The 21,420-nt window shown below is 58.7% G+C and carries 26 protein-coding genes and 1 tRNA gene; 8 read left to right on the forward strand and 19 right to left on the reverse strand.

Annotated features, from left to right (window positions below):
* Positions 1 to 445 precede the first annotated feature (445 nt).
* The 9 genes from AC07SI_RS14205 to thrS all read right to left on the reverse strand — a co-directional run bounded on the left by AC07SI_RS14205 (position 446) and on the right by thrS (position 7,902).
* Positions 446 to 522 (reverse strand) — tRNA-Pro (locus AC07SI_RS14205).
* Between the two features lie 90 nt (positions 523 to 612).
* A complete protein-coding gene (locus AC07SI_RS14210) occupies positions 613 to 969 on the reverse strand; it encodes a MerR family transcriptional regulator (protein WP_003174972.1) in 357 nt (118 codons plus the stop codon).
* Entirely contained in the window at positions 950 to 1,252 is a 303-nt protein-coding gene (gene ihfA / locus AC07SI_RS14215) for an integration host factor subunit alpha (protein WP_002553164.1), read from the reverse strand. The genes AC07SI_RS14210 and ihfA overlap by 20 nt, the downstream gene beginning before the upstream one ends.
* Before the next feature lie 3 nt (positions 1,253 to 1,255).
* Positions 1,256 to 3,634: a phenylalanine--tRNA ligase subunit beta gene (pheT, locus tag AC07SI_RS14220; RefSeq protein WP_282397102.1), complete on the reverse strand. Its 2,379-nt coding sequence runs from the start codon at positions 3,632 to 3,634 to the stop codon at positions 1,256 to 1,258.
* A gap of 26 nt (positions 3,635 to 3,660) precedes the next feature.
* Positions 3,661 to 4,677 (reverse strand): phenylalanine--tRNA ligase subunit alpha, encoded by a 1,017-nt coding sequence (gene pheS / locus AC07SI_RS14225; protein ID WP_034099107.1) that lies wholly within the window; start codon positions 4,675 to 4,677, stop codon positions 3,661 to 3,663.
* A gap of 109 nt (positions 4,678 to 4,786) precedes the next feature.
* Positions 4,787 to 5,143 carry a 50S ribosomal protein L20 gene (gene rplT, locus AC07SI_RS14230; RefSeq protein WP_002553161.1) on the reverse strand — a complete coding sequence of 119 codons (357 nt, stop codon included), beginning with the start codon at positions 5,141 to 5,143 and terminating at the stop codon, positions 4,787 to 4,789.
* 30 nt (positions 5,144 to 5,173) lie between these two features.
* On the reverse strand, positions 5,174 to 5,368 hold the full coding sequence (gene rpmI / locus AC07SI_RS14235) for a 50S ribosomal protein L35 (protein ID WP_002553160.1): 195 nt from the start codon (positions 5,366 to 5,368) through the stop codon (positions 5,174 to 5,176).
* Between the two features lie 60 nt (positions 5,369 to 5,428).
* Positions 5,429 to 5,980, reverse strand: coding sequence for a translation initiation factor IF-3 (gene infC, locus AC07SI_RS14240; RefSeq protein WP_169850653.1), 552 nt, complete (start codon positions 5,978 to 5,980; stop codon positions 5,429 to 5,431).
* On the reverse strand, positions 5,980 to 7,902 hold the full coding sequence (gene thrS, locus AC07SI_RS14245; protein WP_065903656.1) for a threonine--tRNA ligase: 1,923 nt from the start codon (positions 7,900 to 7,902) through the stop codon (positions 5,980 to 5,982). Before thrS ends, infC begins: the two co-directional genes overlap by 1 nt.
* A 367-nt stretch (positions 7,903 to 8,269) precedes the next feature.
* Here thrS and AC07SI_RS14250 point away from each other — a divergent pair, with 367 nt between their 5' ends.
* Both AC07SI_RS14250 and AC07SI_RS14255 read left to right on the forward strand, forming a co-directional pair.
* The gene (locus tag AC07SI_RS14250; RefSeq protein WP_083221367.1) at positions 8,270 to 8,584 is read left to right on the forward strand and encodes a hypothetical protein; all 315 of its coding nucleotides are present in this window, start codon (positions 8,270 to 8,272) and stop codon (positions 8,582 to 8,584) included.
* 289 nt (positions 8,585 to 8,873) lie between these two features.
* Entirely contained in the window at positions 8,874 to 9,086 is a 213-nt protein-coding gene (locus AC07SI_RS14255) for a cold-shock protein (protein ID WP_003234260.1), read from the forward strand.
* Positions 9,087 to 9,160: 74 nt separating this feature from the next.
* On the opposite strand, the gene AC07SI_RS14260 is transcribed toward AC07SI_RS14255, so the two are convergent.
* A complete protein-coding gene (locus tag AC07SI_RS14260; RefSeq protein ID WP_065903659.1) occupies positions 9,161 to 9,481 on the reverse strand; it encodes an I78 family peptidase inhibitor in 321 nt (106 codons plus the stop codon).
* Between the two features lie 144 nt (positions 9,482 to 9,625).
* Complete coding sequence (locus AC07SI_RS14265) at positions 9,626 to 9,934, reverse strand: hypothetical protein (protein WP_065903662.1); 309 nt, start codon at positions 9,932 to 9,934, stop codon at positions 9,626 to 9,628.
* Positions 9,935 to 10,105: 171 nt separating this feature from the next.
* On the opposite strand from AC07SI_RS14265, the gene AC07SI_RS14270 reads away from it, so the two are divergent.
* Positions 10,106 to 10,318 carry a hypothetical protein gene (locus AC07SI_RS14270; RefSeq protein ID WP_010209115.1) on the forward strand — a complete coding sequence of 71 codons (213 nt, stop codon included), beginning with the start codon at positions 10,106 to 10,108 and terminating at the stop codon, positions 10,316 to 10,318.
* A 33-nt stretch (positions 10,319 to 10,351) separates the two neighbouring features.
* Here the strand turns inward: AC07SI_RS14270 and AC07SI_RS14275 are convergent, their stop codons facing one another.
* From AC07SI_RS14275 to AC07SI_RS14305, 7 genes are read right to left on the reverse strand one after another with little or no spacing between them, the layout of a single operon-like run.
* Positions 10,352 to 11,380: a nucleoside hydrolase gene (locus AC07SI_RS14275; RefSeq protein WP_495005930.1), complete on the reverse strand. Its 1,029-nt coding sequence runs from the start codon at positions 11,378 to 11,380 to the stop codon at positions 10,352 to 10,354.
* A 25-nt stretch (positions 11,381 to 11,405) separates the two neighbouring features.
* A complete protein-coding gene (gene rbsD, locus AC07SI_RS14280) occupies positions 11,406 to 11,810 on the reverse strand; it encodes a D-ribose pyranase (protein ID WP_065903671.1) in 405 nt (134 codons plus the stop codon).
* Positions 11,807 to 12,724, reverse strand: a complete 918-nt coding sequence (rbsK, locus tag AC07SI_RS14285; RefSeq protein WP_495005931.1) for a ribokinase — start codon at positions 12,722 to 12,724, stop codon at positions 11,807 to 11,809. The genes rbsD and rbsK overlap by 4 nt, the downstream gene beginning before the upstream one ends.
* A gap of 23 nt (positions 12,725 to 12,747) precedes the next feature.
* Positions 12,748 to 13,770, reverse strand: coding sequence for a LacI family DNA-binding transcriptional regulator (locus AC07SI_RS14290; RefSeq protein WP_495005932.1), 1,023 nt, complete (start codon positions 13,768 to 13,770; stop codon positions 12,748 to 12,750).
* A gap of 3 nt (positions 13,771 to 13,773) precedes the next feature.
* Entirely contained in the window at positions 13,774 to 14,751 is a 978-nt protein-coding gene (locus AC07SI_RS14295; protein WP_010209107.1) for an ABC transporter permease, read from the reverse strand.
* Positions 14,748 to 16,301 (reverse strand): sugar ABC transporter ATP-binding protein, encoded by a 1,554-nt coding sequence (locus AC07SI_RS14300; protein WP_065903699.1) that lies wholly within the window; start codon positions 16,299 to 16,301, stop codon positions 14,748 to 14,750. The genes AC07SI_RS14295 and AC07SI_RS14300 overlap by 4 nt, the downstream gene beginning before the upstream one ends.
* 57 nt (positions 16,302 to 16,358) lie before the next feature.
* The gene (locus tag AC07SI_RS14305; RefSeq protein ID WP_065903701.1) at positions 16,359 to 17,315 is read right to left on the reverse strand and encodes a sugar ABC transporter substrate-binding protein; all 957 of its coding nucleotides are present in this window, start codon (positions 17,313 to 17,315) and stop codon (positions 16,359 to 16,361) included.
* A gap of 563 nt (positions 17,316 to 17,878) precedes the next feature.
* Here AC07SI_RS14305 and AC07SI_RS14310 point away from each other — a divergent pair.
* The 3 genes from AC07SI_RS14310 (at position 17,879) to AC07SI_RS14320 (ending at position 20,091) form a co-directional block, all read left to right on the forward strand.
* Positions 17,879 to 18,967 carry an asparaginase gene (locus AC07SI_RS14310; RefSeq protein WP_065903702.1) on the forward strand — a complete coding sequence of 363 codons (1,089 nt, stop codon included), beginning with the start codon at positions 17,879 to 17,881 and terminating at the stop codon, positions 18,965 to 18,967.
* A gap of 178 nt (positions 18,968 to 19,145) precedes the next feature.
* Complete coding sequence (locus AC07SI_RS14315; RefSeq protein ID WP_495005933.1) at positions 19,146 to 19,397, forward strand: DUF1654 domain-containing protein; 252 nt, start codon at positions 19,146 to 19,148, stop codon at positions 19,395 to 19,397.
* Between the two features lie 4 nt (positions 19,398 to 19,401).
* Positions 19,402 to 20,091, forward strand: coding sequence for an endonuclease (locus AC07SI_RS14320; RefSeq protein WP_106803194.1), 690 nt, complete (start codon positions 19,402 to 19,404; stop codon positions 20,089 to 20,091).
* A 31-nt stretch (positions 20,092 to 20,122) separates the two neighbouring features.
* Here AC07SI_RS14320 and AC07SI_RS14325 read toward each other — a convergent pair whose 3' ends face one another.
* Positions 20,123 to 20,488, reverse strand: a complete 366-nt coding sequence (locus AC07SI_RS14325; protein ID WP_065903706.1) for a penicillin-binding protein activator LpoB — start codon at positions 20,486 to 20,488, stop codon at positions 20,123 to 20,125.
* A gap of 263 nt (positions 20,489 to 20,751) precedes the next feature.
* On the opposite strand from AC07SI_RS14325, the gene csrA reads away from it, so the two are divergent.
* Positions 20,752 to 20,946, forward strand: a complete 195-nt coding sequence (gene csrA, locus AC07SI_RS14330; protein ID WP_027604095.1) for a carbon storage regulator CsrA — start codon at positions 20,752 to 20,754, stop codon at positions 20,944 to 20,946.
* A gap of 210 nt (positions 20,947 to 21,156) precedes the next feature.
* On the forward strand, positions 21,157 to 21,408 hold the full coding sequence (locus AC07SI_RS14335; RefSeq protein WP_106803193.1) for a hypothetical protein: 252 nt from the start codon (positions 21,157 to 21,159) through the stop codon (positions 21,406 to 21,408).
* Positions 21,409 to 21,420 lie beyond the last annotated feature (12 nt).

The raw sequence follows: 21,420 nt of genomic DNA on the forward strand, positions 1-21,420 counted from the left end.
CCATACCATATCAACCCAAAGCAGCTACCGGGTGTTGCGGCATAATTGCCTGTTGTCAGTCGACGGCGATGAAGACGTAAAAAGTTAGAGGGTGGCACCTAGGGCAAACTGAAAAACCACTATCCAAAAGCTCGATAGACGTGAACCCAGAGTTACTTACCCTCCTCGCCGCAGTTCGGTGAGCTATGAGTTTCGCAGACATATCTTATACGAGGTGCTATTCAGTGCGTCGGCCACCTGTACTTTGAGTGCCTGATCGATTTACAGCACACACGTTCGGACCTTGGGTGAGCCTCGAGTGGAATTTCCCGCCCCCCTTGTTCAACCTTTCCAGAATCTACGCGCGACCTAAGATTCCACCCAGAGCCAGTCATTTTGTAGGGGTAAAAACGACCAAAAATAAAAAGGGGTCACGAGATAAAATCTCGCAACCCCTTGAATTATATGGTCGGGACGGAGTGATTCGAACACTCGACCCCTAGCACCCCATGCTAGTGCGCTACCGGACTGCGCTACGCCCCGACTAGGCGTGTTACTGGGTTTGCTTCGCAACGAAGCGATCAGGAATATACCGCAAGCTTTTGAAATGTGGAAGTATTTTAAAAGCCGGATTTATTTCTTCAAAACCACCAGCACATCTTCGAGTTCGGAGATCATCTGGCGGATCAGTTGCTTGTATTGGGTGGTGTCGTCTTTGGCTTCATCACCGGACATGCGCTGGCGCGCACCACTGATGGTGAACCCCTGGTCGTACAGCAACGCACGGATCTGTCGGATCATCAGCACATCCTGGCGCTGATAATACCGACGGTTCCCGGTGCGTTTGACGGGGTTGAGTTGAGGAAACTCCTGCTCCCAATAGCGCAGCACGTGCGGCTTTACCGCGCATAGCTCGCTGACTTCACCAATGGTGAAGTAGCGTTTGCCTGGGATGACGGGTAGCTCGTCGTTATGACTTGGTTCCAGCATAAGCCTCAACTCGGGCCTTCAACTTCTGCCCTGGACGAAAGGTGACCACACGGCGAGCCGTGATCGGGATTTCTTCTCCCGTTTTTGGATTGCGGCCAGGCCGCTGGCGTTTGTCCCGCAGGTCAAAATTGCCGAAACCGGACAATTTGACCTGCTCATTGTCTTCCAGAGCGTGCCTGATCTCTTCAAAAAACAGCTCGACCAATTCCTTGGCCTCGCGTTTGTTCAGACCCAACTCTTCGTACAGACGTTCCGCCATCTCAGCTTTCGTCAAAGCCCCCATACGTCACTTCCTTAACGTGGCGTTCAACCTTTGTTCGAGCGAGGTGAGGATATTTTGTGTCGTGGTATTCACCTCATCGTCATTAAGAGTGCGCGATGGATGCTGCCAGGTCAAGCCAACTGCAAGGCTTTTTCTATGCGGATCAATGCCTTTACCCTGATAGACGTCAAATAGCCTGAGGTCTGTCAGCCATTCCCCTGCATTTTCACGGATTACATCCAGAACGGCAGTGGCGGCCACTTCACGGTCAGCGATCAGCGCCAGGTCGCGACGCACTTCAGGGAAGCGCGACAACTCGCTGAATTTAGGCATCTTGCCCGCGGCGACTTCAGCCAGGACCAGCTCGAAAACGAAGACTGGGCGGTCCAGCCCCAGGGTTTTCGACAGTTCAGGGTGAATAGCCCCCACGAAACCCACCAGGCGACCTTCGCGCTCAATGCGTGCAGTCTGGCCCGGATGCAGTGCCGGATGCTGACCCGGTACAAAAGTGAAGTCATCCAGCGCACCGGCAAAGCCCAGTACCGCTTCCACGTCGGCCTTGACGTCGAAGAAGTCCACGCCATCGCGGCCCTGCGCCCAGCCTTCCGGCAGACGGCTGCCACAGACCACACCCGCCAGCATTGGCTCTTGCTTGAGGCCGTCGAGTTGACCGACGAAACGCAGGCCGCTTTCGAACATGCGCACGCGGTCTTGCTGACGGTTCAGGTTGTGGGAAAGCGCCTTCACCAAGCCAGGCCACAGCGACGAACGCATGGCAGCCATGTCATTGGAGATCGGATTGGCCAACAGCAGCGGCTCGACGCCCGGGTTGAACAGTTCGAACTGCTTCGGGTCGATGAAGCTGTAGGTCACCGCTTCCTGGTAGCCACGGGCAACCAGCAGACGGCGCAACTCAGGCAAGTGCGCACGCGCCTCGGCCTTGGGTTGTGGTGCCAGGCGGGCTTGCGGGTAGCGAACCGGCAGACGGTTGTAACCGTATAGACGCGCCAGTTCTTCGATCAGGTCGACTTCCAGGCTGATATCGAAGCGATGGCTTGGCACTTCAACGTGCCACTGCCCTTCCCCACCGGCGGTAATACCCAGGCCGAGAGCGGACAACAGTTGCTCGATTTCAGCCGGCGCGATCACCAGGCCGAGCATCTGCTCGACGCTTTTGGCACGCAGGGTAATCGGCGCAATGGACGGCAGGTACTGCTCACTGACGGTTTCAGTGATCGGACCCGCTTCACCACCGGTGATTTCCAGCAGCAGGCCCGTGGCGCGCTCCATGGCTTCACGGGCGAGTTTCCAGTCCACACCACGCTCGTAGCGGTGCGAGGCATCGGTGTGCAGGCCGTAGGAACGCGCCTTTCCAGCGATGGCGATCTGGTCGAAAAACGCGCTCTCCAGGAAGATATCGCGGGTAGTCGCGGATACACCGCTGTGCTCGCCACCCATCACACCGGCAATGGCCAGGGCGCGGGAATGGTCGGCGATTACCAGGGTATCGGCACGCAGGCTGACTTCCTGGCCATCGAGCAGCACCAGCTTCTCGCCTTCTTCGGCCATGCGTACGCGGATGCCACCGTTGATTTCGGCGAGATCGAACGCGTGCAGCGGTTGGCCCAATTCCAACATCACGTAGTTGGTGATGTCGACAGCGGCATCGATGCTGCGCACGTCAGCGCGACGCAGACGCTCGACCATCCACAGCGGAGTAGGCTTGGACAGGTCGACGTTACGGATTACCCGACCCAGGTAACGTGGGCAGGCGTTGGGTGCCAGCACTTCGATCGAGCGCACTTCATCGTGCACTGCCGCTACAGGAGCGACCACGGGGCGGGTCACGGGGGCGTTGTACAGCGCGCCCACTTCACGGGCCAGGCCGGCCAGGGACAGGCAGTCGCCACGGTTCGGGGTCAGGTCGACCTCGATGCTGGCGTCTTCCAGTTCCAGGTAGACACGAATGTCCTGGCCAACCGGCGCGTCGGCCGGCAGCTCCATCAAGCCGTCGTTGCCCTCGCCCACCTGCAGCTCGGCCTGGGAGCACAGCATGCCGTTGGACTCGACGCCACGCAGCTTGGCCTTCTTGATCTTGAAGTCGCCTGGCAGCTCGGCACCGATCATGGCGAACGGGATCTTCAGGCCCGGGCGCACGTTAGGCGCTCCGCACACGACCTGGAAGGTCTGCGCGCCATTACTGACCTGGCACACACGCAATTTGTCGGCGTCTGGATGTTGCTCGGTGCTCAGCACCTCGCCCACCACCACGCCACTGAAAACACCGGCGGCCGGCGTCACGCTATCGACCTCGAGGCCGGCCATCGACAGACGAGCAACCAGCTCGTCGCGACCCACCTGCGGGCTTACCCAGCCACGCAGCCATTGTTCACTGAATTTCATCCTGCTCTCCTAAAGATTCGTTACGACTAGCGAAATTGCGCGAGGAACCGCAAGTCGTTGTCGAAGAACAGACGCAAGTCATTCACGCCGTAACGCAGCATGGCCAGACGCTCGACGCCCATGCCGAAGGCAAAGCCCGAGAACTCTTCCGGGTCGATCCCGGACATGCGCAGCACGTTGGGGTGAACCATGCCGCAGCCCATCACTTCCAGCCAGCCGGTCTGCTTGCAGACGCGGCAGCCTTTACCGCTGCACATCACGCATTCCATGTCGACTTCGGCGGACGGCTCGGTGAACGGGAAGAACGAAGGACGGAAGCGCACCGCCAGCTCTTTCTCGAAGAACACCCGCAGGAACTCTTCGATGGTGCCCTTGAGATCGGCAAAGTTGATGTCGCGATCAACCAGCAGGCCTTCGACCTGGTGGAACATCGGCGAGTGGGTGATATCGGAGTCGCTACGGTACACACGGCCTGGGCAGACGATGCGGATCGGCGGCTTGTTCGCTTCCATGGTGCGGACCTGTACCGGCGAGGTATGGGTGCGCAACAGCATGTTCGCGTTGAAATAGAAGGTGTCGTGCATCGACCGGGCCGGGTGATGGCCTGGGATGTTGAGCGCCTCGAAGTTGTGATAGTCGTCCTCGACCTCAGGGCCTTCGGCAATGCCGTAGCCGATGTGGGTGAAGAACTGCTCGATTCGTTCCAGAGTCCGGGTGATCGGATGCAGACCGCCCGAGGCCTGGCCACGGCCAGGCAAGGTCACGTCAATCGACTCGGCGGCGAGCTTGGCCGCTAGATCGGCCTCCTCGAGCGACGCCTTGCGCGCATTGAGCACCTCTGTGACACGCTCCTTGGCAACGTTGATCAGCGCACCGACTTGCGGACGCTCTTCAGCCGGCAAATTCCCCAGGGTCTTCATCACCTGAGTCAATTCGCCCTTTTTGCCAAGGTAGTGAACCCGGATTTGCTCCAGGGCATTGATATCTTCAGCGCTTTGCACAGCCTCAAGAGCTTGAGCGACGAGCGCGTCCAGGTTTTCCATGTACAGACTCCAGATACAAAATAGGGGAAGAGCTTGAAGGCTCTTCCCCTATTTATGACGTTTAACACCTTGGGCCACAGGAGTGACCCAGGGTGACTGTCGGGGGTACTTAAGCCAAGGTGGCTTTAGCTTTCTCGACAATCGCAGCAAACGCCGCTTTTTCGTTCACTGCCAGATCAGCCAGAACCTTACGGTCGATCTCGATGGACGCTTTTTTCAGGCCAGCGATGAAACGGCTGTAGGACAGACCGTTAACACGAGCACCAGCGTTGATACGAGCGATCCACAGAGCGCGGAACTGACGTTTTTTCTGACGACGGTCACGGTAGGCGTATTGGCCTGCCTTGATTACCGCTTGCTTGGCAACACGGAATACGCGTGAGCGTGCGCCGTAGTAGCCTTTAGCAAGTTTCAGAATTTTTTTGTGACGTTTACGGGCAATGACGCCACGCTTTACACGAGCCATGAGTTACTTCCTCTATTCTTGATCCAAAAATTAACGAAGGCGCAGCATGCGCTCGACTTTTGCCACGTCAGACGGATGCAGCAAGCTGCTACCGCGCAGTTGACGCTTACGCTTGGTCGACATTTTGGTCAGGATGTGGCTCTTGAAAGCGTGCTTGTGCTTGATACCGTTAGCAGTTTTCAGAAACCGCTTAGCAGCACCACTTTTAGTCTTCATCTTTGGCATGTTCGGATACTCCGCATTCAGTTGATAAACATAATCAGAAGGCCTGCCGTGCCCTGTTGATTACTTCTTCTTTTTCGGGGCGATGACCATGATCAGCTGGCGTCCTTCCATCTTAGGATGCTGTTCGACCGAACCGTACTCGAGCAGGTCAGCTTCAACCCGCTTGAGGAGTTCCATCCCCAGCTCCTGGTGGGCCATCTCACGGCCGCGGAATCGCAAGGATACCTTGGCCCTGTCCCCATCACTCAGGAAACGTACCAGGTTGCGCAGTTTTACCTGGTAATCCCCTTCCTCCGTCCCTGGACGAAACTTGATTTCTTTTACTTGAATCTGCTTCTGGTTTTTCTTCGCCGCAGCAATCTGCTTCTTCTTCTCGAAGATCGACTTGCCGTAGTCCATCACCCGGCAAACAGGCGGGACTGCGTCGGCGGAGATTTCCACCAGGTCCAATTTGGACTCTTCAGCGATACGAAGCGCTTCATCAATCGAGACGATGCCAATCTGCTCGCCGTCAGCGCCAATTAACCGAACCTCGCGTGCCGAGATATTCTCGTTGATCGGGGCTTTCGGTGCAGCTCGTTTATCTTGTCTCATTTCACGCTTAATAATAATTACTCCGAATCTGGGCGACCACGCCGGGAAACCGCTTGCGCGAGGAACTCAGCGAACTGGGCGACGGGCATCGAGCCCAGGTCAGCACCTTCACGAGTACGCACAGCGACAGTCTGCATCTCGACTTCCCGATCTCCGATAACCAAAAGATAGGGAACCTTGAGCAAAGTATGCTCGCGGATTTTAAAGCCGATCTTTTCATTTCTCAAGTCGGACTTGGCACGAAATCCGCTTTCGTTGAGAGTTTTTTCAACTTCAGCGGCAAAATCTGCCTGTTTATCAGTGATATTCATGATCACTGCCTGGGTCGGAGCCAGCCACGCAGGGAATGCACCCTCGTAGTGCTCGATCAGGATCCCGACGAACCGTTCGAACGAGCCGAGGATCGCCCGGTGCAGCATAACCGGGTGTTTACGGCTGTTGTCTTCAGAGACGTATTCGGCTCCCAGACGGATCGGCAGGTTAAAATCGAGCTGCAAGGTACCACATTGCCAGACACGGCCAAGGCAATCTTTCAGCGAGAACTCGATCTTCGGCCCGTAGAAGGCCCCCTCGCCCGGCTGCAGGTCGTACGCAAGGCCCGCACTGTCTAGCGCTGCGGCCAGGGCAGCTTCGGCGCGATCCCACAGCTCGTCGGAACCGACGCGTTTTTCCGGACGAGTGGACAGCTTCATTTCGACTTCGGTAAAGCCGAAATCGCGATAGACATCCATGGTCAGCTTGATGAACGCGGCGGATTCGGCCTGCATCTGCTCTTCGGTGCAGAAGATGTGGGCGTCGTCCTGGGTGAAGCCGCGCACACGCATGATGCCGTGCAGCGCACCCGAGGGCTCGTTACGGTGGCAGGCACCGAACTCGGCCAGGCGCATCGGCAACTCGCGGTAGCTCTTCAGGCCCTGGTTGAACACCTGCACGTGGCACGGGCAGTTCATCGGCTTGATGGCGTAGTCGCGGTTTTCCGACTGAGTGGTGAACATGTTGTCGGCGTAGTTGGCCCAGTGCCCGGATTTCTCCCACAGGCTGCGGTCAACGACTTGTGGAGTCTTGATCTCCAGGTAGCCGTTTTCGCGCTGAACCTTGCGCATGTATTGCTCGAGCACCTGGTACAGGGTCCAGCCGTTCGGGTGCCAGAACACCATGCCCGGCGCTTCTTCCTGGAGGTGGAACAGGTTCAGGCGCTTGCCGATCTTGCGGTGATCGCGTTTTTCAGCTTCTTCGATGCGCTGGATGTAGGCCGCCAGCTGCTTCTTGTCAGCCCAGGCAGTGCCGTAGATCCGCTGCAGCTGCTCGTTCTTCGCGTCGCCGCGCCAGTAGGCACCGGAGAGCTTGGTCAGCTTGAACGACTTGAGGAAGCGTGTATTCGGCACGTGCGGGCCACGGCACATGTCGACATATTCTTCGTGGTAATACAGGCCCATGGCCTGCTCGTCCGGCATGTCTTCCACCAGACGCAGCTTGTAGTCTTCGCCACGGGCGGTGAACACGTCGATCACTTCGGCGCGCGGCGTGACCTTCTTGATCACGTCGTAATCTTTTTCGATCAGCGCGTGCATGCGCTGCTCGATAGCCGCCAGGTCGTCCGGGGTGAAAGGACGCTCGTAGGCGATATCGTAATAGAAGCCTTCTTCGATGACCGGGCCGATGACCATCTTCGCGGTCGGGTACAGCTGCTTGACCGCATGGCCAATCAAGTGCGCGCAAGAGTGGCGAATGATCTCCAGCCCCTCTTGATCCTTGGGCGTGATGATTTGCAGGCTGGCGTCACGAGTGATCAGGTCGCTGGCATCCACCAGCTTGCCGTCGACCTTGCCGGCCACGGTGGCCTTGGCCAGGCCTGCACCAATGGATGCGGCGACCTCGGCTACGGAAACCGAATGATCGAATGAACGTTGACTGCCGTCGGGAAGAGTAATAGTTGGCATGGCGCCTCCTCTCCTAGTGGTGACCCCTACCAAAGGTCACGTGGGTTGGGATGAGCCAGTACAAGATCCAACACCAGGCCGTTCAGTGATGAACGCCTGCCTTACAGCGGCAGGAGCCTTTCGGCCAACCGATAATCGAACCAGAGTGACTGGAGTGAGCTAAAAAGAAACATGGCAAGGCGGCAATTGGCACGCCCGGAATTCGCCAAGCGCAAGATGCTAGCACAGATGAACGGTCATCGCGCCGACGGCATCCTGCGTAAACGCAAATTCCGGCCTTTATAGCTGCAAAAGTGAACTTGAGCTGTACGCCATGCCTCAAACCCACTGAGAATCGCCGTTCGTCCTCGACCCAAAGGAGCATCCCATGATGCGTTTCACCTCTACCCTCGCTCTCGCCGCTACCCTGAGCCTCCTTTCCCTCGGCGCGCAGGCTGCAGCCCCATCCAACTGGCCAGCCGGTGCCCGTGACAGCTTCGTTAAAGACTGCAGTGCAGCCGCCCAACAGAACGTGGACGCCAAAACTGCCAAAGACCATTGCGAATGTGGCGCCGACAAGATCAACGCAGAATTGAGCACTGCCGAGATCAAGGAGCTGATGACCAATCAGAACGCGGATCCTGCGCTCAAGAACAAGGCAGTCGCGGCGATTACGTCGTGCAAAGTCGTGAAGAAAAAGTAACTACGACCCGAAATCAGACGGTCGTTTTGCTGAAAAAAAGGCCTGAAAACTGCCATTTCGCACAAATTACGCAGCTTTTACGGCTTTTTTTAACAGCTGATATTTCGTGCTAAAGCCCCGTAGATCGGGGCTTTCAGCCAAGAACAGCACTAAACGCAACGCTATTGATTAGCAAACAATGCCTTGGGGGGGCTCCCAAGTCGAACATTTCGACTATGATAGCCCAGTGTGCCCAGTTGGCCTGAGCAGCACAGCACTACTGAAAATATATGTTTCTTGGAGATACACCATGTCTAATCGCCAAACCGGCACCGTTAAATGGTTCAACGATGAAAAAGGCTTCGGCTTCATCACTCCTCAAGGTGGCGGTGACGACCTGTTCGTACACTTCAAAGCTATCGAAAGCGACGGTTTCAAAAGCCTGAAAGAAGGCCAAACCGTTTCCTTCGTGGCTGAGAAAGGCCAAAAGGGTATGCAAGCTGCACAGGTTCGCGGCGAGTAATTCTCCGCTGAGCTAAAAAAAACCCCGTCCATGTGACGGGGTTTTTTATGCGCGCTGCAAAAGCCGGCAGGCTATCAGCCGCAATTGACCCGCGTGATCACCAGGTTATCGTCGGTGTTGAGGTTCAAGCGGTCGGAGCGGTATTCCAGGGTGATCATATCGTTGGGCTTGAGGATGCGCGCGTTCTGCGCACCGGCACGGGTACGGGCCTGCTCCAGCAACTGGGGCGAAGCTTTCTGGCCGATCGTGAATTCGGCGGCCTTCGACTCACAGCGGCTATGACCGGCATCGGCCACGGCGGCGTCTTTGGCTGGCTCAGAGGCACCCTGGGTGCTGCAACCCGCCAACGCGAGTGCTGCCAACAAAGTACCGAATGATGCGAGCTTCCAAGGCATGAAGCCTCCTATGATAAAAAATGGACAGAGATCGTGCGACAGCAGTCGCGCGGATTGGTTTCAAGACGTAAACCGCCGCCGGGCAAGTCTGCCTGACTCTGCACCGGCATTCGCCCGGTCAATCGTGACCAGATATGAAAACAATCAGTAGATATCGATGTAGTCAAACGGCGGCTTCGGCCAGTTCTGCTTCAACGCATTGAAAATCTGCGTGACCCATACCTCATCGCTTGCCGCCACATTGCCTACGTATCCAGAGCCTTTGGCCCAGGTTTCCAGGCGAAACAGCAGCCCATCGATGTCCACGCCGCCCACAGCCTTCCCGGAAGAGATGTAGGCAATGCCGCCCTTGGTCACCCGCAACTGGGTATGTTCGTCGTCGCTGGCGCTGGCGATCAGTTGACGCACGGCAGCCAGGGTCAGGTTCTCGGGGTTGTTCAAATCGATCTGCACGCGGTGTTCCCCGGCAATTGGACAGGCGGACAGTGTCGCACAGGGCTGGGCATCTGCCGAAGCGCTTGATGCCTAAGTAGCAGTGCCAAACGCCGCGCAAAATGGTTAACTGCGCCCGTGAGAACCGCGTTCCAGCGCATTGCCCAGTACTTTCAGCCCCGTGAGATTTCCATGACCACCGTAACCCTCCAAGCCGACATCAAAGCCAAGTGGCCCCAAGGACAGAGCTCCTACAGCCCCGGAAGCCCGGAGGAATTGGCGATCATCGGTATCGACCTGCTGGTCAAGGAACTCGGCACCCAGGCGGCGCAAGCCTTCATCGGCCAGATATTCGAGAAATACCCGGCCGACCACATGGGCGCACACGACCCCGAGCGCGAATAAGAACCGGCCGGCGAGCGCCGACCGGCAACAGCATTACTTCAGACGCGCGAGGCGCTCGGTCAGCAGGTCGAAGAAGCCCTGGGCGTCGCCGTTTTCAACCCAGAACGCGTTCTTCGGTTGTTTCAGGCCGTCGTACCAATCGACGATGGTCTGGCCGAAGGTCGGGCCTTCACGGCTGTCCACCACCACATTGACCTCACGGCCGCTGAACAGCGAAGGCTTGAGCAGGTAGGCAACCACGGTAGCGTCATGCACCGGGCCGCCGGGGATGCCGTAGTGCTCCATGTCGCCCTTGACGTATTCATTCAGGATATCGCCGACGATCTTGCTCGCGTTGTTCTTGATATCGGCGATCTGTTTCAGGCGCGCTTCACTGGTCAGGACCTTGTGGGTCACGTCCAGCGGCAGGTAAGTCAGCTTCACCCCGCTCTTGAGCACGATCTCGGCCGCTATCGGGTCCGCGAACAGGTTGAACTCGGCCACAGGCGTGATATTGCCGCCATTGAAGTGCGCACCGCCCATCACCACCACTTCCTTGATGCCTTGGGTGATTCCAGGCGCCTGGGTCAGCGCCAGTGCGAGGTTGGTCTGCGGACCGAGCATGGCGATAGTGATGCTGTGGGGCTTGGCGGTGCTCAGGGTCTTGATCAGGTAGTCGACGGCATTGCCGTCAGCCAGGCCCTTTTTCGGTTCATGCACGGTGACCCCGGAAATCCCCTCCTTGCCATGGATGTTCTCGGCGTAGATCGGCGTGCGCAGCAGTGGCTGTGGCGCACCGGCGTACACCGGAATGTCCTCGCGCCCCGCCCACTCGCGCGCCAGGCGTGCGTTGCGAGAGGTCTTGTCCAGGCGCACGTTGCCGGCGACGGTGGTCAGCGCACGAATGTTCAACTCATCCGGCGAGGCCATGGCGAACAGCAACGCCACCACATCATCGGCGCCAGGATCGGTGTCGATGATCAGGTCGATTTTTTCCGCCGCTTGGGCGCTTGCAGCAGTGAGCGCGGACAAAAGCAGAACACTCCGAAACAGATTTTTCAGGGTTGGGAGACCACGTTGCATAAAACACTCCTTGTCGTTGGGAACTCTAGAAGGTTACGCCGGACACCAGCGCGATATTGCAGTAAGGCTGGCATTCGCCGGTGCGCACCACGGCGCGCGCCTTGCGGCTGAGTTGTTTGAATTCGTCATGGTTGACCAGCCGCCGCTCACCCAGGGCCGCCTGTTCGGTGAGCGTATTGAGCTCGGCCAGCGCCGGCGGCTGCTTGAGCAGGATCTCTTCGGCCAGCACATGGCTTTCCACCTGCATCTCACTGAGCACGATGCGCAAGGTGCTGATGAAATCCGGGATGCCCTGGGTCAACGCCAGGTCGATCAACTCGACGCCGGGCGGTACCGGCAAGCCGGCATCGCCGATCACCAGGATGTCGCCGTGACCCAGGGAGGCGATCACGCGCGACAGGGCGATATTGAGCAGAGGGGTCTTTTTCATGAGGGCACAAAACCTTGTACGTCGTGCAGCGTGGGAATGGAGGGTTGCGCACCGGCACGAGTGACCGACAGCGCTGCCGCGACCTGGCCAAAACGAATCGCCTCGGCTTCGCGCTTGCCATTGGCCAGTGCTGCTGCGAAGCCACCGACAAACGTATCGCCGGCCGCAGTGGTGTCCACTGCCTTGACCTTGGGTGCCGGCAAATGCTCGAACACTTGGCCGTCAGTAAACAGCGCGCCCTGGGCCCCCAGGGTGATGATGACCTTACCGGCGCCCGCCTTGATCAACTGCGTCGCAGCGACCTTGGCGCTGTCGAGGGAATCAACCGTCACGCCGCTCAGCGCACTGGCTTCGCTTTCGTTGGGGATCAGGTAGTCGATCGAGGCGTACCATTCGGCCGGCAAGGGCGCGCTGGCCGGGGCCGGGTTGAGGATCACCGTCTTGCCCAGTTCGCGACCGCGCTTGAGGGCATAACCCACGGTCTCCATCGGCACTTCCAGCTGGCAGACGATCACGTCGGCCGCCTGCAGCACGGCATCAAACGCCTGCAACGAAGCAGGCGTCAGCTGACCATTGCTGCCGGCAACGATCACGATGGCGTTCTGGCTGTTGTCATCGACCACAATCAACGCCACGCCGCTGGAGCCATCTACGATGCTGACGGCCTGGCAATCGATGCCTTCCACCTGCAACGCGTCACGCAGCTGAGTGCCATACGCATCGCTGCCGACGCAGCCGACCATCGCGACCTCCGCCCCGAGCCGCGCCGACGCCACAGCCTGGTTCGCCCCCTTACCGCCGGGCACGGTGGAAAACGTCTGGCCAACCAAGGTTTCACCGGCACGCGGCAGCCGGCTGGCACGGGTGACCAGGTCCATGTTCAAGCTGCCTACTACCACTACTTTTGCTGGCATACATCAGTACTCATCAATTCGGTTCAGCGGTATTGCGCAAACGTACCGGCGATAGGCGCCGTCGACTCGCGCAACACGATGCTCGGCGTCACGATCCGTTGATCGATCGGCAGTTGGGGTGTTGCAATTCGTCGCAATAAAAGCTCGGCAGCGGTCTCGCCCAGTTGCACGATCGACTGCCCGACCGTGGTCAACGCCGGGTAGACATAGCGACCCATTTGAATGTCATCGAACCCGATCACCGACAGCTCGCCGGGTACACGGATATTACGCTCGGCAGCGGCGCGCAATACACCGAAACCGATCATGTCGTTGCTGGCGAAAATCGCACTGGGCGGGTTTTCCGCCAGCAGCTTCACCGCCGCGGCATACCCGCCGGTGCTGGTGAAATCACTTTCCTGCGCGCGATCAGCCGCCATCTCGACGCCCGCCTCGCGCAGCGCACGGTGATACCCCGCCAGGCGCATCTGCGCGACACGGGTATGGCCCGGGCCGCCGATGCAGGCGATGTCCCGGTGGCCCAGTTCGAGCAAATGCCGGGTGGCCAGGTACGCGCCCTGCTCATGGTCGATGCGCACCAGGTCGACATCAATGCCGTCCAGCGCCCGGTCGACGATCACCATCGGCGTGCGCACCGCGCTCAAGCCGGCGGCGAGGCCACTGTCATCGCCGCCCACCGAGGTCACGATCAACCCGTCGACGCGCTTCTCCAGCAACACGCGCAAATAGCTGCGCTGCTTTTCGGCGTTGTCATCGGAGTTGCAAAGGATCACGCAGTAGCCATTACGCTCGCAATAATCTTCGATGCCGCGCGCCAGTTCGGCAAAGTATGGGTTGAGGCTGTTGGGCACCAACAAGCCAATGGTTGCCGTGGTCTTGGCCTTGAGCGAACGCGCGACGGCGCTGGGCACGTAGTCGAGCTGCTTGATCGCCGCTTCGACTTTGATCCGTACCGGCTCGCTGACCGGGCGCGTCTTGTTCACCACGTGGGACACCGTGGTGTAGGAAATGCCTGCAAGCGCTGCCACATCCTTGATCGTTGCCATGGTTCAGCCTCGACGACTGGCGCGCTGGCTGCGGTAGGTGTCGAGCACCACGGCAATCACGATCACGGCCCCGGTGATGATGCGTTTGGTCGGTTCCGTGGCACCGATCTGCGCCAGGCCGGCGGCCAATACCGAAATGATCAACACGCCGAAGAAGGTGCTGATCACCGAACCGCGTCCGCCCATCAGGCTGGTGCCGCCGATCACCACCGCTGCAATCACTTGCAGCTCCAGGCCGGAGCCAGCATTCGGATCCGCCGCTTCCAGGCGTGAAATCTGGAACAGGGCCGCCACACCGGCCAACAGGCCCATGAGGCTGAACACCAGGATTTTATACGGCTTGGGGTTGATCCCCGCCAGGCGCACGGCCTCTTCGTTGGTGCCGATGCCGATCAGGTAACGCCCGAAGACAGTGCGGGTCAACACCAGCTGGGCCGCTATGATCACCAGCAAGGCGATGATGAACGACGGCGAAATCCCAAAGGCAATCGGGTTGGACAGCCAGGCAAACGAGTCGCCGATGTAGGCGGTGCGCGAACCGGTCATCTGGTACGCCACGCCACGGGCCATTTCCAGCACGCCCAGGGACACGATAAACGAGGGGATCCGCCAGGCCACGGTGATCGAACCGGTGATAGTGCCGGCCAATGCTGCGCAGCCCATGCCGAGCACGGCCGCCGGCAAGACGCTCCAGCCCCAGCCGAGAATCGCCACGCTGACGGCCGACGCCGCCAGTGCCAGCACCGAGCCCACTGACAGATCGATGCCACCGATGATCAGGATGAAGGTCATGCCGACCGCCAGCACCATCAGGTCTGGAATCTGGTTGGCCAGGGTGCTGAAGGTGTCATAGGACAGGAAGTGGTCGCTGAGCACCGAGAACAGCGCAATCATCGCCAGCAACGCGCCCGCCAGCCCCAGGTAGGTGCCCAGGCCGTAGAAGTTGCCACCAGTTTTACCGGGGGAAGTTGTTGTTTTCATGGGGTATCCCTAAGCACTGCGTCATTGAGCAGCGCATCACGTTTCTGATAGCCGGCAAAGGCGGCGGCGAGCAATTCGTCCTGGGTCCAGCTGTCGCGCTCGAAGGTCTCGATCAGGCGGCCGGCAGACAGCACGCCGATGCGGTCGCAGATCAGCATGAGTTCGCGCAGGTCACTGGACACCACCACCAGCGCTTTGCCCTGGCGGGTCAATTCGCCGAGCAAGGCATAAATGTCGAACTTGGCACCCACGTCGATGCCACGCGTGGGCTCGTCGAACAGCATCACCGAGCAGTCGCGCTCCAGCCAGCGGCCAATCACGACTTTCTGCTGGTTGCCGCCCGACAGCTCCGACACCAACTGCGCCGGGCTGGAACTGCGGATACGCATGGCGTCGATCTGGCGCTTGGCCAAGGCGGTTTCGTCGCGGCTGTTGACCACGCCGCCGCCGGAGATTTCCGGCATGTTGCCCAAGGCGATATTGGCGCTGATGGACTGGGTCAACAGCAGGCCTTCGCCCTTGCGATCCTCGGTGATCAGCGCAATGCCATGGCCGACCGCGTCCACCGGCGAACGAATGCTCACCACTTGGGCCGGTGAACCCAGGGCCACAGTACCGCTGTCGGCCAGGTCGGCGCCGAAAATCAGGCGCAGCAACTCGGTGCGACCGGCGCCGATCAGGCCGGAGATGCCATAGATCTCGCCTGCACGCACTTCAAAGGAGACATCGCGGACCTTGTCCGCGCGGGTCAGGCCTTTAACCGTCAAGGCCGGGCCGCCGATGCTGCGCGGGCCCAGGTCAATGTGCTCGCCCAGCTCGCGACCGACCATCAAGGTGACCAGTTGCTCGCTGTTGTAGTTGGCCATCGGCTCGACGCACACCAACTTGCCGTCACGCAGGACCGCAATGCGTTGGGCGACACGGGCGAGTTCTTCAAGCCGGTGTGAAATGTAGATGATCGCCACGCCCCGGGCCTGCAGGCGGGTGATTTGTTCAAACAGCATCTCGACTTCACGGGCAGTCAACATGGCCGTGGGTTCGTCGAGGATCAGTACATGGCAGTCGCCGATCAGGTTGCGGGCGATCTCGACCATTTGCTGGTGGCCGATACCGAGGCTGCCGACCAGGGTGTCCGGGTCGATGGCGTCCAGGCCGACCTGGGCCATGGCTTCGATGGCGGCTTTGCGCAACTGCTTGCGACTGATCCAGCCACAGTGGCTGGGCAGATTATCCAGGAACAGGTTTTCGGCCACGGTCAGCGTCGGCAGCAGGTTGAGCTCCTGCATGACCATGCGCACGCCCAGTTCTTCAGCCTGGGTGCGGCTGCCGGGACGGTAATCCTGGCCGTTGAACTGCATATGCCCGGTCGTCGGCGTGACCAGCCCGCCGATGATTTTCGACAACGTGCTTTTACCGGCGCCGTTCTCACCGGTCAGCGCCAGCACTTCCCCACGATTGAGCGTTAGGGTGATGTCGGACAGAACCGGTTGGGCATAGGTCTTGCCGATACCGCTGACCGAGAGGACAGCGTTCGGGGCGGAAGATGACATAGGAAAATCTCCAGGCGCCCGCTCAGGACGAGCGGGCGCTGTTGGGTGCTGCCAGGATTACTTCTTGAGGACGAGTTCGACCGGGGTTTCGATCACGCCATCTTTGGCATCGACCTTCTCGCCCTTGACCAGCTTGAGCGCGTTCTGGATACCGAACACAGCTTGCTGGGCAGCGGCCTGGTCAGCGGTCGCCAGGACGCGGCCGTCCTGCAGCATGGGCTTGATGGCTTCGATGTTGTCGTAGCCAACTACCAGCACCTTGCCAGCCTTGCCGGCCGCACGCACGGCGGAAACCGCGCCCAGCGCCATGTTGTCGTTACCGGCCAACAGGGCCTTGAGATCCGGGTATTCGCTCAGCATGGCCGAGGCCACTTTCTGACCCTGGTCAATTTCCCAGTTGCCGGATTGGGTCGAGACGATCTTCATGCCGGCAGCGTCCATCGCATCCTTGTAGCCTGCGGTGCGCTGCTGGGCGTTAGTGGTAGTCGGTACGCCTTCGATGATGCCGACCTTGTCACCCGCGGCCAGTTGCTTGGCCAGGTAGTCGCCGACCAGCTTGGAACCTTTGCGGTTGTCCGGGCCTACGAACGGGATGTCGAGGTTTTTACTTTTCAGCACGTCTGGGTCCAGGCGGTTGTCGATGTTGACCACCTTGATGCCGGCATCGGAGGCTTTCTTCAACACCGTCACGAGTGCCTTGGAATCGGCGGGCGCGATGACGATGGCGTTGACCTTGGCGAGGATCATCTGGTTGACGATATCGATCTGCGCGCTGGTATCGGTTTCGTTCTTGATACCGTTGGTGATCATGTCGAAATCGGCGGCGTGGTCTTTCTGATAAGCCTTGGCGCCGTCCTGCATGGTCACGAAGAATTCGTTGGCGAGGGATTTCATCACCAGGCCAACCTTGGGTTTGGCGGCGTCATCGGCGAAAGCAGAGGAAAGAGGTAAAACGGCGGATGCGGCAGCAAGCACAGCGACAGCAAGAAGACGTCCAGCGAATGGCAGCTTCATGGGTTCACTCCGATCTTATGATTATTGTGAGCAACGCTTGCACCGAAGAGTGCTTCGGCAGCCCTCCCACCCGGGGTGGCTGATACGAGCTGTCACGTTACTCCAGGAGTGCGCCGTGAAACATCTCGCAAACGTTTGCGTTAATCAAACTATGAGAACCTTGTCGAGATTTGTCAACGGTAGAAACCCGTCTTTCATCCAAGCCCTCTAGCGCCTGGCCTCGCAGTGTGCAAGGCGCGAGATTAAACATCGCGACCTGCCCTTCGTTCTCTAAAACGACAGGCTTTGCCGGAACATTCGCCACCGCCCTCATGGAACCAGTGCGCCTTTTCGGACAACCGAACACAATCGCGGCCAATGTTCGGAAAGCCGGACGAAGGGGGTTCGAACGCACTCAAAAACAAAAAATAAGTTGTTTTAAATCAACAGCTTAATTTATATCCGCGAATACAATCAGCCTGGTACAGATCCTGCTCTCATCCTGCACCTCGTGGCATTCAGAACCGCCCGGGTGTTCTAGATGAACCTGCTACAGCACTCATCAAAAACCAGAGAGAAAAATAATGAAATCTGCACTGAAGAACATTGTCCCGGGCGCATTAGCCCTCCTGCTGCTGTTCCCTGTTGCCGCCCAGGCAAAGGAAGCCGAAACCAAGACCAAGCTGTCCAACGTGGTGATTCTCGCCACCGGCGGCACCATTGCCGGCGCTGGCGCCAGCGCGGCCAACAGTGCCACCTACCAGGCGGCGAAAGTCGGTATCGAGCAATTGATCGCTGGTGTTCCTGAGCTTAGCCAGATCGCCAATGTACGCGGCGAACAAGTGATGCAAATTGCGTCCGAAAGCATCAATAACGAAAACCTGCTGCAACTGGGCCGTCGCGTCGCCGAACTGGCCGACAGCAAGGACGTGGATGGCATCGTGATCACCCACGGTACCGACACCCTGGAAGAGACCGCCTACTTCCTGAACCTGGTGGAAAAAACCGACAAGCCAATCGTCGTGGTCGGCTCCATGCGCCCAGGCACCGCCATGTCGGCGGACGGCATGCTCAACCTGTACAACGCCGTGGCCGTGGCCGGCAGCAAAGACGCGCGCGGTAAAGGCGTGCTGGTGACCATGAACGACGAGATCCAGTCGGGTCGTGACGTCAGCAAGATGATCAACATCAAGACCGAGGCGTTCAAGAGCCCATGGGGCCCGCTGGGCATGGTGGTTGAAGGCAAATCCTACTGGTTCCGCCTGCCTGCCAAGCGCCACACCATGGATTCGGAATTCGACATCAAGACCATCAAGAGCCTGCCGGACGTGGAAATCGCCTATGGCTATGGCAACGTGAGCGACACAGCGGTCAAGGCCCTGGCCCAGGCTGGCGCCAAAGCCATCATCCATGCCGGCACCGGCAATGGTTCGGTGTCCTCCAAGGTGGTCCCTGCCCTGCAGGAACTGCGCAAGCAAGGCGTGCAGATCATCCGCTCCTCCCACGTGAATGCCGGCGGTTTCGTTCTGCGTAATGCTGAACAACCTGACGACAAGTACGACTGGGTCGCCGCACATGACCTGAACCCGCAAAAAGCCCGCATCCTGGCCATGGTCGCCCTGACCAAGACCCAGGACAGCAAAGAGCTGCAACGGATGTTCTGGGAATATTGATTCCTGGCCATACCTTGTAGGAGCTCGCCTCTCCAGGCGCGCTCCTACACATTACACTCCCCCGCCTTACGCAAAACTACCTGAACAGCTGTCAGACGAACTTCTTGAAATTTAAGCAGTTGCGAAATCGCCCACAGTTAAATACTGTATGTGCGTACAGCTTATTAAGGAATACTCCGTGGCAAAGTCCTCTTCCGCAGCGCCAACCTCGCCTGATGCCTACGAACGCCTGGCCATTCGTGTGCAAAAGATCATCAACTCGACCAACGCCCAAAAAGCCAAGGCAGCCTTGATCTTCCGCCTGCCGGACGAGCCGGAGGATGAGTGGGAGCGGTTGCTGGAAGAAATTGCGGAGAACGACAACGTCACCCTCGCCTATCGGGACGACGGTGGCGTGCAGATTTTCTGGGTTGTACCGAAGGAAGATTGATTCAATGAGTGTCCGTTTTATCGCTGTGTGCTGCCTGTTCTTTGCTGTCGGTGCCCAGGCCCAGGCACCCCGCACCTTCAGCGAAGCCAAGAAAGTCGCCTGGAAACTCTATGCCCCCCAATCCACCGAGTTCTACTGCGGCTGCAAATACACCGGCAACCGCATAGACCTGAAAGCCTGCGGCTACATCCCGCGCAAAAACGCCAACCGCGCCGCCCGCATCGAGTGGGAGCACATTGTTCCGGCCTGGCAGATCGGGCACCAGCGCCAGTGCTGGCAGAACGGCGGGCGCAAGAACTGCACGCGCCACGATGACGTGTTCAAGCGCGCCGAGGCAGACCTGCACAACCTGGTGCCGAGTATCGGCGAGGTCAACGGTGACCGTAACAACTTCAGTTTTGGCTGGCTGCCGGTGCAAAGCGGGCAGTACGGCTCATGCCTGACCCAGGTCGACTTCAAGGCCAAGAAGGTCATGCCCCGCCCGTCCATCCGCGGAATGATCGCGCGCACCTATTTCTATATGAGCAAGCAGTACGGCTTGCGCCTGTCTAAACAGGATCGCCAGCTCTATGAAGCCTGGAACAAGACCTACCCGGTGCAGGCTTGGGAGCGCCAGCGCAACCAGACCGTGGCGTGTGTGATGGGACGTGGCAATGAGTTCGTCGGCCCGGTGAACCTGAAGGCCTGCGGTTGAAACTGGGCGGTACTCCCGCCCATCCAGCCGGTTATTGCGCAGCCGCGTGCTCGATGACTTGCGATTCGGTATCGGTTTTCTTGGCGCGTGCCAGCTTTTCAGTGAGTTGCACCTGCTTGGCCTCGGCTTCAGCCTTGGTGGCGAACGGCCCCAGCAGCACTTCGTCCTTGCCGTCGACCTTCACGATGTAAAAATTGAAACCATGTTCCAGCAACCAGGCCGTGAGGTCGGTGAGCGCCTGTAATTTGTGGTCGGGTGGCCCGACCCATACATCCCACTCCTGAGCGGCAATCGCGCCGGTTTGTGGCTGGCTTTCAGTCACGGCAGGCTTGGCCTTGGGCGCATCGACGCTTTTGCCTTCACCGCAACCGGCCAATGCCAACACCGCAATTGCCATCGCTACTTTACGCACTGCCCTGCTCCTTAAAGGATTAAAGAGGCGACTTTATCATTCACTGTCTATTCTGGCCGTCATAAACGTTGGCTTAAACAATGCGAATGATGTATCGCAGACCTGTATGATGCCGGCATGGGAATTAATGCCGCCTCTATGCGTCCTAAAAGAGGCAGCCACAGGGAAGCGCTTAGCAGTAAGCTACACACATCTGACATCTGCCCTGTCTGAAACACGTGTCCTTAAAAGTAATCAAGGAGAAGTCCATGCTTATACTCACCCGCAAAGTCGGTGAAAGCATAAACATCGGTGATGACATCACGATCACCATCCTGGGCGTCAGCGGCCAGCAAGTACGAATCGGCATCAACGCACCCAAGGATGTTGCCGTGCATCGCGAGGAGATCTACCAGCGCATCCAGGCCGGCCTGAGTGCCCCGGACAAAAACCAGACGCCTTGAAGAACCTTCAGTAGCCAGCCCTTTCGTTCACTGTAACGGCTGGCGAAAACCCCTTCGAACCGCTCTAGTGTCTATTGCGTGACTGACGCCTCCAATGCATTCATCTTCGCGCCAAGATGAAACTGTCTTCACGCTTTGAACTTGTCGTGTCATCCATAGCCGAATCTTCTACTAATACCCTGCCATCCGTGTGCGCGAAGGAGCACGTCGATGAGGTTAACCCCTGCGCAACCATTCGCTCTACGAGCCTGGATCATCGCCCTCCTGATAGGGCTGGCATTCGTGGGGCTGGAATATGGCTTGAGGCTTGAAATCGCAGGCACCGACCCCGCCGATCCGCCGTCCTGGCTAGACCTCACACTGGTGCTGGGTGGCTACCTCTTCATGTTCTGCCTCAAGCCCATCCAGAGGGCCGTACAGCTTAAATTGTGTCAACAAACCGCTCAGAAAAATGCACGTTGATGCGCAGCGCTT

Source organism: Pseudomonas sp. GW821-FHT05D12, from assembly GCF_059419825.1.